This is a genomic window from Echinicola arenosa (assembly GCF_014841125.1).
Lineage (GTDB): Bacteria > Bacteroidota > Bacteroidia > Cytophagales > Cyclobacteriaceae > Echinicola > Echinicola arenosa.
Genome location: NZ_JACYTQ010000001.1, coordinates 363,664 through 377,649 on the forward strand (window position 1 = coordinate 363,664; position 13,986 = coordinate 377,649).

Below are 13,986 nucleotides of genomic sequence, written 5' to 3' on the forward strand. Positions count from 1 at the left end.
AATAGTTATTTGAGGAAAGAGAGAATTACCCCTCAATATTTACAAAAATAGAATTATGACCGACTTTGCCACAAGAAAGAAAACCAAAAACGGTATTTATTCCTACCATATTTCATAGCGTTTATTTTCAAACTGTTTCCCAGTCGGGAAGATTGTTTGATCAAGACCTTTAGGTTCAGCATATTTTCCTTGCCAAAAAATGACCAATTTATTTTTTAGCTTCTATTCCAAAATGTTATCGCTATATTTGCCGTTCAAAGTTCTTTACATAATTTCTTCATTCACCAATTTAGGTCACCGGCCAAGGCCGAGGATAATAGGGAACCGTGTGAAAATCACGGGCTGTCGCGCAACTGTAAGTGACTTCAAAGTTTTTGCCCTTGGGACCCACTGTTTTGATAGCTATCAGGATGGGAAGGGCGGCAAAAATGTCACAAGCCAGGAGACCTGCCTAAATTGACCTGCCCCAGTCCGGCAGGAATGACAATGCTTTCGCGATTTGAAGTAGCTGTCAAGTACGACTTCCTTTTTCCAAAATACTCCTGGGATCAATCTGCCCAAGGGAAAAGTATGTCCTATTTTTCAGAACTCCTTCCCATTGCTGCATTGCGAAGTTTAGCTAAAGGCTTTTGACAATTATTTATTACGTTAAAAGTTTATCATTATGCTAACGCACAATCTTGGCTATCCGCGAATTGGTAGCAAAAGACAGCTCAAAAAAGCCAGTGAAGCTTATTGGGCAAAAAAAAGCACCCTTCGTGAACTCCTTCAAACAGGAGCTGACATTAGGGAAACCAACTGGAAATTACAGTTGGAAGCAGGCATCGACCTGATTCCATCCAATGATTTTTCCTTTTATGATCAGGTTTTGGACATGTCACTCACCGTCGGCGCTATTCCGGAACGTTACCACACTATCGTAACAGATCAGAAAAAACCGGAATTGGATCTTTATTTTGCCATGGCTCGAGGGTACCAAAATGATGGGTTGGATATCATTGCCATGGAAATGACCAAATGGTTTGACACGAACTATCATTACATTGTTCCCGAGTTCAAAAAAGACCAAACCTTCAAGCTTTTCTCCAAGAAGATATTGGATGAATTCAAAGAAGCCAAAAGACTGGGCATCCATACCAAGCCTGTGTTACTCGGACCAGTATCTTTCCTTTTGCTAGGAAAAGAAAAAGAAAGTGGCTTTCATAGAATTTCATTGATCAAAAACCTGCTTCCGGTTTACATTGATATTCTTGAAAAGTTGGAGAACTTAGACGCCACTTGGGTTCAAATTGACGAACCGTTCCTCACCATGGACCTTTCGGAAGACGAAAAAGAAACTTTTAAATATGTTTATGGTGAAATCAAAAAAGTTTGCCCCTCCATCAAAACCATCCTCACCACCTACTTTGGTGGGTTAAAGGACAACTTAGCTCTTGCAACCTCACTTCCGGTATGTGCGCTGCATGTGGATTTGGTCAGGTCTCCTGAACAGTTGGATCCGGTACTTAAGGTAATTCCTGAGAATATGAGCCTGTCACTAGGTTTGATCGATGGCAGAAACATCTGGAAAAATGATTTTGAGGCATCTCTCAAACTCATTGAGCATGCTAAAAAAAGTAAAAAAGAAAACCGTCTCTTGATAGGGCCTAGTTGTTCTTTACTCCATAGTCCATGTGATTTGGATGAAGAAAAAAATGAGGATTCCTTATCTATTGAAATCAAAAACTGGCTTGCTTTTTCTAAACAAAAAATCAATGAAATTACCATTTTGAAACAACTTTCCTTGGACAAGGAAAATGATTTGGTTGCTCCAATTTTCGAGAAAAACCAAGAGACTATTCGAAGTAAAATATCGTCTCCAATAATTCATAAGCCTGTGGTAGGTGATGCTTTAAAAGGGCTTACAGAAAACCACAGCAAACGCAAAAGTACGTTCTCTGTTCGACAAAAACTGCAACGAGACAACCTGAACCTTCCTTTGTTCCCAACTACTACTATTGGATCATTTCCACAGACCAAAGAAGTTCGGCAATGGCGTGCCCAACTTAAAAAAGGGGTATTGACTCAAAATCAATACGATGAATTGATAAGCAAGGAAACAGAAGCAGCTATCAAATGGCAAGAAGAGATTGGATTAGATGTTTTAGTCCATGGTGAGTTTGAACGCAATGATATGGTCGAATATTTTGGAGAGCAGCTAGACGGTTTTGCATTCACCCAAAACGGTTGGGTGCAGAGTTATGGGTCAAGGTGTGTCAAGCCACCGATCATATATGGTGATGTTTCCAGGATTGAGGCCATGACAGTAAAGTGGATAGCTTTTGCCCAATCTCTAACCTCCAAAAATGTCAAAGGAATGCTTACCGGGCCAGTCACCATACTCCAGTGGTCTTTTGTAAGGAATGATCAAGCCAGGTCTGTTACCTGTCAGCAAATTGCTTTGGCCATCCGAGAAGAAGTAAAGGACTTGGAAAATGCCGGTATTAAGGTTATCCAAATTGACGAGCCAGCATTGCGGGAAGGTTTGCCCCTACGTCAGTCAGATTGGGATGATTATCTAAAATGGGCAGTAGAAAGCTTCCGAATTGCAGCCTCTGGTGTTCAGGACAAAACCCAAATCCACACCCACATGTGCTATTCAGAATTTAATGATATCATTGAGCACATAGCGGCTATGGACGCAGATGTCATCACGATTGAATGCTCGCGCTCCCAAATGGAATTATTGGATGCCTTCGCTGAATTCAAGTATCCTAATGAAATTGGACCTGGAGTATATGACATTCATTCTCCTAGAGTGCCTTCCATCGATGAAATGGTAAATTTGATAAAAAAAGCCAGAGCGGTCATTCCTGACCAGCTCCTATGGATAAACCCAGACTGTGGACTAAAAACCAGAGGATGGGAGGAAACAGATGATGCCCTGAAAAAAATGGTTCTAGCTGCCAAATCTTTGAGAGAAGAGCCTGAATTAAGTCTTACAAATTAAACAATCCCCAATCCGGACAGGTTAAGTACCTGTCCGGATTAAAAAACCTTATTATGTTTTTTCGTAAGAAATACAAAATCACATTTAAACCTGCCCCGCTCAAAAGCTGGGACATCTATGTGCAATCTATATTTCAAAAGCCTATAAAAACACTCAGTGAACAAGATTTCAACACTTTAACCTATTATAAGAACAAATTCAATTGGGCGAGTAAATTGGACATGTTGAGCTCAAATTACGATGCATTGGTATTGACCAACTTAAACGAAGAAATCATATGGGTAAATCATGGCTTTAAAAAAATGACTGGATATGGCCCTCATTTTGCCAAAGGTAAAAAACCTACTTTTCTTCAAGGAGACGACACATCAAAACTTGCTTTGGCAGGTATAAAAAGAAAGCTTGGGTCCAAAAAAGTTTTTACCACAAAAGTACTTAATTATAAAAAGGACCAATCTCATTACCTTTGTGAAATCACGATCTTTCCTTTGCTAGATCATCACCAAAAAGTTTCACACTTCTTAGCACTTGAAAAAGAAATATGACCCCAACTGAAGTCAAAATCAAAAACGCAGAAACCAGAATTTTCAAAGCTGTCTTTCCCAATACTGTTAATCATTATGACACCTTATTTGGTGGGACCGCCATGCACATGATGGATGAAGTTGCTTTTATTGCCGCTACGCGTTTCAGCAGGCAACGGATGGTGACCGTCAGCAGCGACAAGATTGATTTCACTGTGCCCATACCAGCAGGCACCATTGTGGAGTTAGTGGGAAGAATCGCCTACATCGGAAGAACAAGTATCAAGGTTCAGGTAGATATTTTTATCGAACAGATGTATGAAGAAGGAAGGGAAAAAGCCATAAGTGGCACGTTCACCTTAGTGGCGATTGATGAAAACAAAAAACCAACTGCTATTGATAAAGGAGAATAATAGGGCCACTAATCATTGGTCAATGGCCCTATTCAATTTAATTACATTCTAACTTCTACTTCCCCATGGCCCAGTTATGGCAAGGGTCAAGCCCGCCCCTTGGATATTGACAAAGTAAATTTTTCCATCAGGAGAAAACACTCCTCCAGCAAATTCTGTCCTAAAGCCAATATTTTCTGCTAGTTTATAATACTTCCCTTGAGTTGTAATACCCACCACAAAAGGATGTGGATCATCTTCACAAAGCAGCAGATCCCCCCATGGTGCTATGGCTACATTGTCACAGCTTTTAAGGATTTCCTTGTCATTTGGCTCAGCAAATAGCTCCAATTTACCTGGAGCCTCTTTTTCATCAGCCGTTCCTTCAAACTCACCTGGAACATACCTGAACACTTGACCTGCTGAAATCTCTCCTCCATTTGTGCAAGCAAAGTACAATTCTTCATCCCCAAACCAAATCCCTTCACCTCTGGCAAAACAGGCTGCCCCTTCATGAAATCCCCTATGCCTCAAGTCATCCTCTGGAGCATCGATTTCTTCCAAATCAATCCATTCCACCTCGATTGGAGTGTTCTTAGGAAACTTCTTCCCTTTAAGGTCCTTCCAGTTTCGGGTATCCCGACTTGGAGAGCCTTGGATAGCCAAAGCTTGTAGCTTTCCTCCTCTATGAAGCTCTCCAGGAACATTTGGAACGAAACGATAGAAAAGACCATCACCTCTGTCTTCTGTCAAATAGACGATACTGGTTCTTGGGTCGACGGCAACTGCCTCATGATTAAAACGTCCCATCGCCTTGATGGGACGTGCTTTGCTTAGCTTGGCTTCCTCAGAGGCTGGTACTTCAAAAACATAGCCATGGTTCTGCTCTAACTGCCCTTTATAATCCCCTTTCTTAACAGTGGATTCTTCACAAGTCAACCAAGATCCCCAAGGAGTAACCCCTCCGGCACAGTTTCGTATTGTCCCTGCCAAGCTCAAATATTCCTGCTCTACCTCTTCGGTTATTGGATTATAGACCAAAGTAGTGGTCCCTCCAAGACCAGGAAGAATCCCCTTTCCTGTTTCATAAAGTTTGTCTGCATCTGCTTTTGAATAATATTCATTTTTCTTTCCAAAAGCTCCTTCTTCAAACTCATCTGGACTATTCTCATGATTACGAACAATGATTATCCGTCCATCTTTGCCTTCAAAAGTCCCCATACCGTCTGGCCTGCCTGGGGTAAGGAAACCATCGCTCATCTTTTCTCCTGATCTGGATATGATTTTATAGCTAAATCCTTTGGGTAAATTTAAAATTCCTTTCGGGTCTCTTATTAAAGGCCCATAACCTGCTATTTGCTCCCTTGAGGATGCTTTTGCCATTGGGTTAATAAATTGGTACAAGCCCATAAACCCGACTGTTGCGAGCCCGGATTTTTTTAGAAATGATCTCCTTGAATCAGCACCATTGCTTTTCATAATTGTCTTTTATTCTTCAATCTAGTGGATGTTTCCCAAAACTTTGATTATTCGATATTGCCTTTATATTACCATTTTAAGCATAAGACCTAAAAGCAAGAAACTTTTTGGCAATAGATTTTATCAATTTGAAAATTGTGTAGAAAATAAAACAACCAAACCTACTGCTTAACAATTACTTATATCAATAAATATTGACTAAATTACTAAAGACAACTGTGTATGTAGCCTTTTAGACAAACCCAAAATAGCATGAACAAAGTACGTATTCTCTCAATAGATGGAGGTGGAATTAGAGGGATAATTCCAGCAACTATCCTTAATGAAATTGAAAAAAAGATCCAGCTTAAAACAGGCAATAAAAATTCTAAGCTGGCGGACTACGTAGACTTTGTAGCAGGAACCAGTACTGGAGGAATCTTAGCCTGTGCACTATTGACTCCATCAAAAGAAAGTCCCTCTAAAGCAAGATATAGTGCCAAAGAAATATTGGAGATGTTTCATAAGTACGGAACCGCTATATTCAAAAAAAACTTATCCCATCAGCTTAAAACTTTATGGGGGTTGATTGATGAAAAATACTCTAAATACACTTTCGAAAGGTCCATGGCATCGATTTTCAATAACACGATGCTAAGTCAATTGCTCAAACCATGCCTCATCACCGCATATGAAATAAGCAATCGTAAGGCGATGTTTTTTACTCAACACAATGCACAAAAAACCAAAGCTAAGGATTTCTTTGTGCGTGATGTGGCAGAAGCCTCCGCTGCAGCCCCCACTTATTTTGAAGCCAGTGAAATATCTTCTGCACTTGACGTTAGCTATCCATTGATTGATGGAGGAGTCTTTGCCAACAACCCAGCGATGTGCGCTTATGCAGAAGTACGAAAGTTGGCTTTTGAATACGTAAACCAACCTACGAGTAGCAATATGTTCATGCTATCACTTGGAACAGGAGAAGTGCAAAATCCCCTATTATTTTCGGAAGTCAAAAGTTATGGACTCGCCCAATGGATAAAGCCTTTGATTTCCATCATGATGTCAGGAAACGCTGAAACAGTATCCTATCAATTGAAATGGATTTTCGATGCTGGTAAAAATGCCAAAAGCTACATTAGGATTCAACCTTCATTGCACAATGCCTCCTCGGAAATAGATAATGTCAGCAAAAAAAACATTGAAGCCCTCACAGAAGCGGCAGAACTGTTTATCTCGGAAAACAATGATCTTTTAGAAAACATTGTCAGTCAATTGGTCCCGATAGAAGATACTTTATCATAAAAAAGCAGGCTTGATTTAATTCAAATCCAATCAGCGAATGGCTTTCAACAATGTTGCCATATAAACCCACTTTTGATCCCTGGAGCTCAACCCTTCTTCCATCGCGGTCAGTTGCTCCTCAGAAGCTTCCATGTCCTCATACTCCATAGAGTTGAAGAACTGCACATAATCATCATAAAAGTTCAATGTCATATGGGTATATTCAGCGGCACTACCCATGGGCACTGCTGTTCTTAAAAACTTCCAACTCCCCATCATTCCAGCTTGAATCTTCTTCTGGTGAAAAGGCAAGTACAGCTCATTTTCCACATTTTCATATTCGTTAAATCGCCCCTCAGCCGCTTTCATCAGGTCAAACGATGCCAAAACACCGGGTTTCATTTCAAAATTATCCTTGGTCTCCGCTACCTCAACCATATATGCTCTCATAGCCAAATCCCGATTTTGCACCGCACTTTTTACGGCTGATTCTATCTGGCTTTCCGACATCGTTGAAGAGTATGCCCTTTTGGCATAATTCAAAAAATTATCATCGGTCATCCCGTTCATCATCTTAACAGGGTCATTGTAATAAGTGATGGTTACAAACTGAAATTCACCTTGATCAGGGCCTGATTGAAGTGACCAGAGATCCCAACCTTCAACATCCCCCTGTTTTACTGCTTCCTCATAAATTTTCTCCATGAAATCCTTATTATCCGAGTAATCAACCATCTGTGTGGATGCTACTTTGATAAATTCAATCACCATATATTGATGATCTTCTTGCGCAAAAGAAATTCGGGCAGCCAATAGAAAAACAATGGCAAAACAAAACAACTTTTTCATATCTAGGAAATTTTTGGGTTCAAGAAAACTTTAGTAACTCTGCTATTATCAATATAAACAATTCTACTGTATTAGCGAAAAAGTATAAAACATAATAAATATTAATTCTTCAATCATTGAATTTTAACCGAAAAAATTTGGGATCATTAAAATTTCGAACCATTTTTTTTCGTTATTTACAACAGCCCCTTTATTTTCATGCTAGTTTAATTCCCTCATTCCCCAAATACTGTAAACAATCTATTTCACTATCACTTGCCGTAAGATCAATCCAGCACTTTTATGGTTTTGGATAGCTTTTTGCTCAAATATTGCTCCAAGATCGGAGTGGTATCGGAAACCGGTTTGACTCTATCCAAATAGCCCAATACTTCTTCGTCAGAATCCACTTCCAAGGAAGCCTCTATAAAACCATAAGCTTGGAGAATACCATCCTCAAAATAAATGGCTGCATGCTCTTCCTTGGTTCTTCCCTTTTCCCTTATCAACAACCTGGCCCGTTCCCTTTGGATATTATCCATCCATCGCTTGACTTTTTCATTGTAAGTTGCTGCATCTTCATTTCCACAGCAAGGACCATCACAAGCGCCAGCTTGATAATCGTAACAAGCCCCCTTGGTCTTTTGAATGCCACAAAGCTTCGCACATAAGCGATATTGCTCCACTTTCCCCAGCAAATAAGACCAGGCTTCGTGATGAGACCTAAAGGTCAGGACAGCCTTGCTAAACCTGTTTACTTTCGCCACTTGGAAACGTTCATAGCCAGCTCCATCTTGATACCGGTAAAGCCCCCAATTGGCTTCCTTTACCTTTTGAGCCCTATTATACTTTGGCCAATGCTTCTTGATCTCCAAAGCCTCCACCAATAAGGCCAAAAACTCACTGCCAGTCAACTGAAAACTTATGCTATGAATGGCTGTTTTCATAGCTTGCTTTCCTTTTCTAGCTCCTGAAAAATGCCCTTTAAACCGACTTCTGATATTTAGTGCCTTCCCCACATAAATCACCTTTCCATTGGAATCATGAAAATAATAGACCCCTATATCCTCTGGAAGCTCCAAAAATTGCTCTTTGGTAATATTGGGAGGCAAAAAAGCTTCTCCAGAGTTTCTTTTTAGCAAAGCCTGAACAACCCCATCATCATCAGCAGCCACCAACATCCCAAACAACTCAGCAGTGGCCTCTGCATCACCAAAAGCCCTATGCCGAGCTTTGATGGAAATGGCTTTATGTTCACAAATACTACCTAAGCTGTAAGATCTCAAACCTGGAAAAATCTTTCTACTTAACCTGACAGTGCACAATTTTGGAACATCAAATCCCATCCCCACTCTCTCAAATTCAGATTTGATAAACTGATAATCAAAGTTGACATTGTGTGCCACAAAAACCTTGTCCTTCAAAAACTCATACAACACTTCGGCAATATCTTCAAAGAAAGGGGCATCCTCCACCATCTTTTGGTCAATTCCTGTAAGACCAGTAATATAGCCGGGAATTTCACAATCAGGATTGACTAGGGTTTGAAATGATTCTAGCACCTTTTCTCCATCGTGCACCAATGCCGCCACTTCTGTAATCCTATGCCTTTTTCCATATCCGCCTGTCGTTTCAATATCTACAATGGCATACATCATTCTACTTCAAAGGGTTGTGGGTGTAATTATAAATTTACTTTTCAATTTTAGTAATATGTCAATCATTATAACGATTTTTGACCCAAAATGTCCCAAAATTTATACTTTGCATTTGAGATTAAAGCTTGAAAGACCTGAGACCAAAAGTAAATTCTTATGGATACAAAAATCAATAACTGGCAAGCTAGCATCGACGAGACTACCCAGAAATTCCTGAAGAGTTTTGCGGATATTTCTCCTGAAAAACTTTTTAGAAAGCCAAACCCAAATACCTGGAGTATCGCTGAAAATATCCAGCACCTTATAGTGATCAATGAAAGCTACTTTCCTATTTTCAAGCAATTGAAAGAAGGTACCTATCAAAAGCCTTTCATTGGGAATATCGGTTTTCTTCACCGGGCAATTGGAAACATGATCTTAAAATCAGTTAATCCAGAAAACCAAAAAAAGATCAAAACCATTCCCATTTGGGAACCAAAAAAATACCAGGGTCCTGAAAACGATGAACTACTCAAAGATTTTGAGAACCATCAAAAAGCTTTATCAGCGTGGCTTCCAAAGCTTAAACCTTTTTTGGAAAAACACCAAGTTATCAATTCCCCAGCCAATAAGTTAATCGCTTACTCATTAGAGACTGCCCTTGACATTATTACTGAGCATGAAAAAAGGCATTATGAACAGTCACACAGGCTCTTGATACGATTAAACAATCAATAAAAGCTCCTTTTCACCTAGATGCTGAAGTGACACAGAAAATACAAACGAAGGAAAATCCTTGAAATTCATTACATACTTGCTAAAAATCAATAATTTTAAGGCTTGTAATGATTCATACAAATCCAATTTTGATGACTGAGATTAGAAATAACTGGACAAGAGAAGAAATCAAAACCATTTTTGATTTACCAATATTGGAACTCATCTATAAAGCCGCCACCGTTCATAGAGAATTTAATGATCCACAGGAAGTGCAGGTTTGTACCCTGCTATCTGTGAAAACCGGTGGTTGTCCCGAGGACTGTGCCTATTGCCCTCAGGCGGCAAGGTACCACACTGATGTAAAAGTCCATAAATTATTGGAAGTAGAAGAAGTGCTCCAAAAAGCAGCCGATGCAAAGTCTGCGGGAAGTACCCGTTTTTGTATGGGAGCAGCCTGGAGAGAAGTCCGAGACAATCGGGACTTTGACAAAGTACTGGACATGGTCAAAGGAGTAAACACAATGGGCATGGAGGTATGCTGTACACTTGGAATGCTCTCTGAAGAACAAGCTAAAAAGCTGAAAGATGCTGGCTTATACGCCTATAACCATAATCTAGACACCAGTGAAGAGCACTATAACGAAATCATCACTACTAGAAACTATGATGATAGGTTGAACACTTTGGACAATGTAAGAAAAGCTGACATTTCTGTATGTTCTGGTGGAATTATCGGACTGGGAGAAAACTTGGATGACAGAGTGGGAATGCTCCATACTTTGGCCACGCTACCAAGTCACCCAGAATCAGTACCGGTCAATGCTTTGGTACCTGTGGAAGGCACACCATTAGAAGAACAAGAAAAAGTATCCGTATGGGAGATGGTCAGAATGATTGCCACAGCCAGAATCATCATGCCAAAAGCCATGGTGAGGCTATCAGCAGGTAGGGTAAGAATGAGCACTGAAGAGCAAGCCCTGTGTTTTATGGCCGGAGCAAATTCCATTTTTGCTGGAGACAAGCTCTTGACAACGCCGAACCCTGAAGTGGACATGGACAAGCAACTATTCCAAACGCTTAACTTGAAACCAAGGGCAGCCTTTAAAGATCAAGAAGTTAGTATATAATGAAAAAGCTCTCCGTATTTAACGGAGAGCTTTTTTTATGCCGATTGTTTCATGTGGTTTTCCTTGATAATCCTTCGAAGGATTTTTCCCACATTGGATTTGGGAAGCTCATCCACAAAGTGGACTTCCTTAGGAACCTTATAATTGGTAAGTGATTCCCTGCAATGCTTAATAACTTCCTCTTCAGTGAGTGATTTATCACCCGGCACCACATAAGCTATCACCCGCTCTGTAGAACGCTCATCCGGCATTCCAATCACTCCAACTTCCAAAACTTTATCATTGGTAGCAATGGCATCTTCCACTTCATTGGGGTAAACATTGAAACCTGACACCAAAATCATTTCTTTTTTGCGGTCTACGATTTTCACAAAGCCATCATCATCCAGCACCCCAATATCTCCAGTCTTCAACCATGCTCCAAGCATCACATCAGCTGTCTCCTTTGGCCTTTTCCAATATCCTTTCATCACCTGGGGCCCTTTTATACAAACCTCACCTTTCTCACCATTAGCCAATTCATTTCCTTCATCATCTACAATCTTCACTTCTGTATTGGGCAAGGGCAAGCCAATCGTACCTAGTCTCTCTGTACCATCAATGGGATTACAACAAGCCACAGGAGAAGTTTCTGTCAGTCCATATCCTTCTGCCAGTGGCGTCCCGGTGACTTCCTTCCACTTTTCTGCTACGTACTTTTGTACGGCCATTCCTCCACCCACTGAGATTTTCAAGGAACTAAAGTCCAAATTTCTAAAAGCCTCTTGGTTAAGTAAGCCATTAAACAGGGTATTCACCCCAGTCAGAACACTAAACTTATGACTGCCAAGATCTTTACAAAAAGCCTTCATATCCCTAGGGTTGGTCACCAATACATTATGAGCTCCAATTTTTAGCATTGCCAGACAGTTTACCGTCAATGCAAAAATATGATATAACGGCAAGGCTGTGATGACCACTTCTTCATACTCCACCAGTTTTGGTTTCATCCAAGCAGATATTTGCTGCATATTGGCCACTATATTTCCATGGGTCAATTCTGCTCCTTTGGAAACTCCAGTTGTTCCACCTGTATACTGAAGATAAGCTGTATCTTCCAAGGTCATATCTACTGGTGTATGTTTCTTGTTTTTTCCCGCTTTTAAGGCCGAGGTTAGCTTTATAGCCTTTGGAATGTGATAAGCGGGCACCATCTTTTTAACATGCTTAACGACCAAGTTCACAATAATGCCTTTAAGCCCTCCTAAAAGATCCCCAATCTCTGTAATGATGATATGTTTAACTTTTAGATGAGGTAATATTTCCTCAAGGTTCTTGGCAAAGTTGGCAACAATCACCACCGCAGATACTCCAGCATCCTCAAACTGATGCTTCATCTCATGAGGAGTATAAAGCGGGTTGGTATTCACTACGATCAAGCCAGCTCTCAAAGCCCCAAACATGACAACAGGATACTGAAGGAGATTGGGCATTTGAATGGCAATCCTTTCTCCCTTCTTCAGTTTTAGGTCTTCCTGAAGGTAAGCTGCAAAATCCCTGGACAGCTTATCCAATTCATTGAAGCTCATTTGTTTGCCCATGCATTCATAAGCCACAGCATCTCCATATTTCTGGATACTTTCCTCAAAAAGCCCAATTACACTGCTATATGCTTCTACATCCACTTCTTTGGGGACGGACTTCGGGTAATTTTTAAACCATGGGAAGTCTTTCATTTTGTTATTATTTTGGGTTACAAATTACGTATAGGTGGCTCATATTCTTAGAACAATATAAGTCATTTATGGATTTTAAAAAAAGCATTAAATCATTCATAAAATATACATTAGGGCACACATACTAACTAACTTCCGCTACTTCAACACCTTACGGGCAATTAATTCTTTCATGATTTCATTGGTACCAGCATAAATACGTTGCACCCTTGCGTCAGCATAAGCTCTGGCCACCGGGTATTCCCACATATAGCCGTAACCTCCGTGTAGTTGAACACATTCATCTGCTACTTCACACTGTAGCTCCGTCATCAAATACTTAGCTCCAGATGCCATGGCACTGTCTACCTTTTTGTCATTATGGAGCAAAACCAGTTGATCACAATAAATCCTGGCCTGCTCAATTTTAGCAGCCATTTCAGCCAGTTTGAATCTGGTATTTTGAAATTCAGAAATGGACCGTCCAAAAGCTTCTCTCCCTTTTACATATTCCACAGTGGACTTGAGCATAAACTCTGCCAAAGCCAGCGCAGCCAGAGCAACAATCAAACGTTCTTGGGCCAGCTCAGTCATCAAGTACTTAAAGCCCTCTCCTTCCTTCCCCAATAGGTTTTCTTTGGGCACTTTGACATCTTCAAAAAACAGCTCACAGGTATCTTGCGCATGAAGCCCAACCTTATCAAATGGAACTCCCTTGGTAAATCCTTCCATCTCCTTGTCAACGACAAAAAGACTGATACCTTTGGCTCCTTGAGTAGGATCTGTCTTGGCTGCCACTACGACCATATCACACAAATAACCATTGGTGATAAATGTTTTTGTACCGTTGAGAAGATAGTGGTCTCCCATATCCCTTGCCGTGGCTTTTATGTTTTGTAAATCACTTCCAGCCCCTGGCTCTGTCATGGCTATGGCTCCAATATATTCTCCAGAAATCATTTTTGAGGCATATTTCTCTTGGGCCAAGTCTGTTCCATAATGCTGCAAATAGGGAAAAACTATATCACTGTGAAGCGGATAGCCAATAGCAGGCCCTGAACAGCCACTAAGCCCCAGTTCCTCCGTAAAAATAGCATTGAACCTAAAATCAGAAATCCCCAAGCCTCCAAAGGATTCTGGCGCTTGAAGACAAAGGAATCCATTTTCCCCAAGTTTTTTCCAAGACTCTCGGGAAACCTGTTTTGCTTTTTCCCATTCAGAATTATTAGGGATGATTTCTTTTTTTACAAATTCTCTAATAGACTGTCGGAACATCTCATGCTCCTCGGTAAAAATCGTTCTAGGAATCTCAAACATCTATTTTTGGGTTATA

The 13,986-nt window shown here is 40.4% G+C and carries 11 protein-coding genes and 1 riboswitch; of the genes, 6 read left to right on the top strand and 5 right to left on the bottom strand.

What is annotated here, in order from left to right; all coding sequences use genetic code 11:
* Positions 1-274: 274 nt before the first annotated feature.
* A riboswitch (cobalamin riboswitch) is annotated at positions 275-469 on the top strand.
* 195 nt (positions 470-664) lie between these two features.
* The 3 genes from metE to IFO69_RS01350 are packed head-to-tail and all read left to right on the top strand — an operon-like array spanning position 665 to position 3,926.
* A complete protein-coding gene (gene metE / locus IFO69_RS01340) occupies positions 665-2,989 on the top strand; it encodes a 5-methyltetrahydropteroyltriglutamate--homocysteine S-methyltransferase (RefSeq protein ID WP_192007200.1) in 2,325 nt (774 codons plus the stop codon).
* 53 nt (positions 2,990-3,042) lie between these two features.
* Positions 3,043-3,534 carry a PAS domain-containing protein gene (locus tag IFO69_RS01345; protein WP_192007201.1) on the top strand — a complete coding sequence of 164 codons (492 nt, stop codon included), beginning with the start codon at positions 3,043-3,045 and terminating at the stop codon, positions 3,532-3,534.
* The gene (locus tag IFO69_RS01350) at positions 3,531-3,926 is read left to right on the top strand and encodes an acyl-CoA thioesterase (RefSeq protein WP_192007203.1); all 396 of its coding nucleotides are present in this window, start codon (positions 3,531-3,533) and stop codon (positions 3,924-3,926) included. The genes IFO69_RS01345 and IFO69_RS01350 overlap by 4 nt, the downstream gene beginning before the upstream one ends.
* Before the next feature lie 48 nt (positions 3,927-3,974).
* Here the strand turns inward: IFO69_RS01350 and IFO69_RS01355 are convergent, their stop codons facing one another.
* Positions 3,975-5,288 carry an alkaline phosphatase PhoX gene (locus IFO69_RS01355; RefSeq protein ID WP_225443950.1) on the bottom strand — a complete coding sequence of 438 codons (1,314 nt, stop codon included), beginning with the start codon at positions 5,286-5,288 and terminating at the stop codon, positions 3,975-3,977.
* Between the two features lie 348 nt (positions 5,289-5,636).
* Here IFO69_RS01355 and IFO69_RS01360 point away from each other — a divergent pair, with 348 nt between their 5' ends.
* Positions 5,637-6,668 (top strand): patatin-like phospholipase family protein, encoded by a 1,032-nt coding sequence (locus IFO69_RS01360; RefSeq protein ID WP_192007212.1) that lies wholly within the window; start codon positions 5,637-5,639, stop codon positions 6,666-6,668.
* Positions 6,669-6,698: 30 nt separating this feature from the next.
* On the opposite strand, the gene IFO69_RS01365 is transcribed toward IFO69_RS01360, so the two are convergent.
* Complete coding sequence (locus tag IFO69_RS01365) at positions 6,699-7,496, bottom strand: hypothetical protein (protein WP_192007214.1); 798 nt, start codon at positions 7,494-7,496, stop codon at positions 6,699-6,701.
* 266 nt (positions 7,497-7,762) lie between these two features.
* On the bottom strand, positions 7,763-9,133 hold the full coding sequence (locus IFO69_RS01370) for an exonuclease domain-containing protein (protein ID WP_192007216.1): 1,371 nt from the start codon (positions 9,131-9,133) through the stop codon (positions 7,763-7,765).
* 156 nt (positions 9,134-9,289) lie between these two features.
* Here IFO69_RS01370 and IFO69_RS01375 point away from each other — a divergent pair, with 156 nt between their 5' ends.
* Positions 9,290-9,850 (top strand): DinB family protein, encoded by a 561-nt coding sequence (locus tag IFO69_RS01375; protein ID WP_192007218.1) that lies wholly within the window; start codon positions 9,290-9,292, stop codon positions 9,848-9,850.
* A 131-nt stretch (positions 9,851-9,981) separates the two neighbouring features.
* Positions 9,982-10,959 (top strand): biotin synthase BioB, encoded by a 978-nt coding sequence (bioB, locus tag IFO69_RS01380; protein ID WP_192007220.1) that lies wholly within the window; start codon positions 9,982-9,984, stop codon positions 10,957-10,959.
* A 35-nt stretch (positions 10,960-10,994) separates the two neighbouring features.
* Here the strand turns inward: bioB and IFO69_RS01385 are convergent, their stop codons facing one another.
* Positions 10,995-12,674 carry an AMP-binding protein gene (locus IFO69_RS01385; protein ID WP_192007222.1) on the bottom strand — a complete coding sequence of 560 codons (1,680 nt, stop codon included), beginning with the start codon at positions 12,672-12,674 and terminating at the stop codon, positions 10,995-10,997.
* Between the two features lie 138 nt (positions 12,675-12,812).
* Positions 12,813-13,970 (bottom strand): acyl-CoA dehydrogenase family protein, encoded by a 1,158-nt coding sequence (locus IFO69_RS01390; RefSeq protein ID WP_192007228.1) that lies wholly within the window; start codon positions 13,968-13,970, stop codon positions 12,813-12,815.
* Between the last annotated feature and the right edge of the window lie 16 nt (positions 13,971-13,986).

What these genes read in the sequence shown, in the direction of transcription:
- IFO69_RS01365 (WP_192007214.1), bottom strand. Translation starts at nt 7,496, where the DNA reads ATGAAAAAGTTGTTTTGTTTTGCCATTGTTTTTCTATTGGCTGCCCGA.
- bioB (WP_192007220.1), top strand. Translation starts at nt 9,982, where the DNA reads ATGACTGAGATTAGAAATAACTGGACAAGAGAAGAAATCAAAACCATT.
- IFO69_RS01360 (WP_192007212.1), top strand. Translation starts at nt 5,637, where the DNA reads ATGAACAAAGTACGTATTCTCTCAATAGATGGAGGTGGAATTAGAGGG.
- IFO69_RS01375 (WP_192007218.1), top strand. Translation starts at nt 9,290, where the DNA reads ATGGATACAAAAATCAATAACTGGCAAGCTAGCATCGACGAGACTACC.
- IFO69_RS01390 (WP_192007228.1), bottom strand. Translation starts at nt 13,970, where the DNA reads ATGTTTGAGATTCCTAGAACGATTTTTACCGAGGAGCATGAGATGTTC.
- IFO69_RS01355 (WP_225443950.1), bottom strand. Translation starts at nt 5,288, where the DNA reads ATGGCAAAAGCATCCTCAAGGGAGCAAATAGCAGGTTATGGGCCTTTA.
- IFO69_RS01370 (WP_192007216.1), bottom strand. Translation starts at nt 9,133, where the DNA reads ATGATGTATGCCATTGTAGATATTGAAACGACAGGCGGATATGGAAAA.
- IFO69_RS01350 (WP_192007203.1), top strand. Translation starts at nt 3,531, where the DNA reads ATGACCCCAACTGAAGTCAAAATCAAAAACGCAGAAACCAGAATTTTC.
- IFO69_RS01345 (WP_192007201.1), top strand. Translation starts at nt 3,043, where the DNA reads ATGTTTTTTCGTAAGAAATACAAAATCACATTTAAACCTGCCCCGCTC.
- metE (WP_192007200.1), top strand. Translation starts at nt 665, where the DNA reads ATGCTAACGCACAATCTTGGCTATCCGCGAATTGGTAGCAAAAGACAG.
- IFO69_RS01385 (WP_192007222.1), bottom strand. Translation starts at nt 12,674, where the DNA reads ATGAAAGACTTCCCATGGTTTAAAAATTACCCGAAGTCCGTCCCCAAA.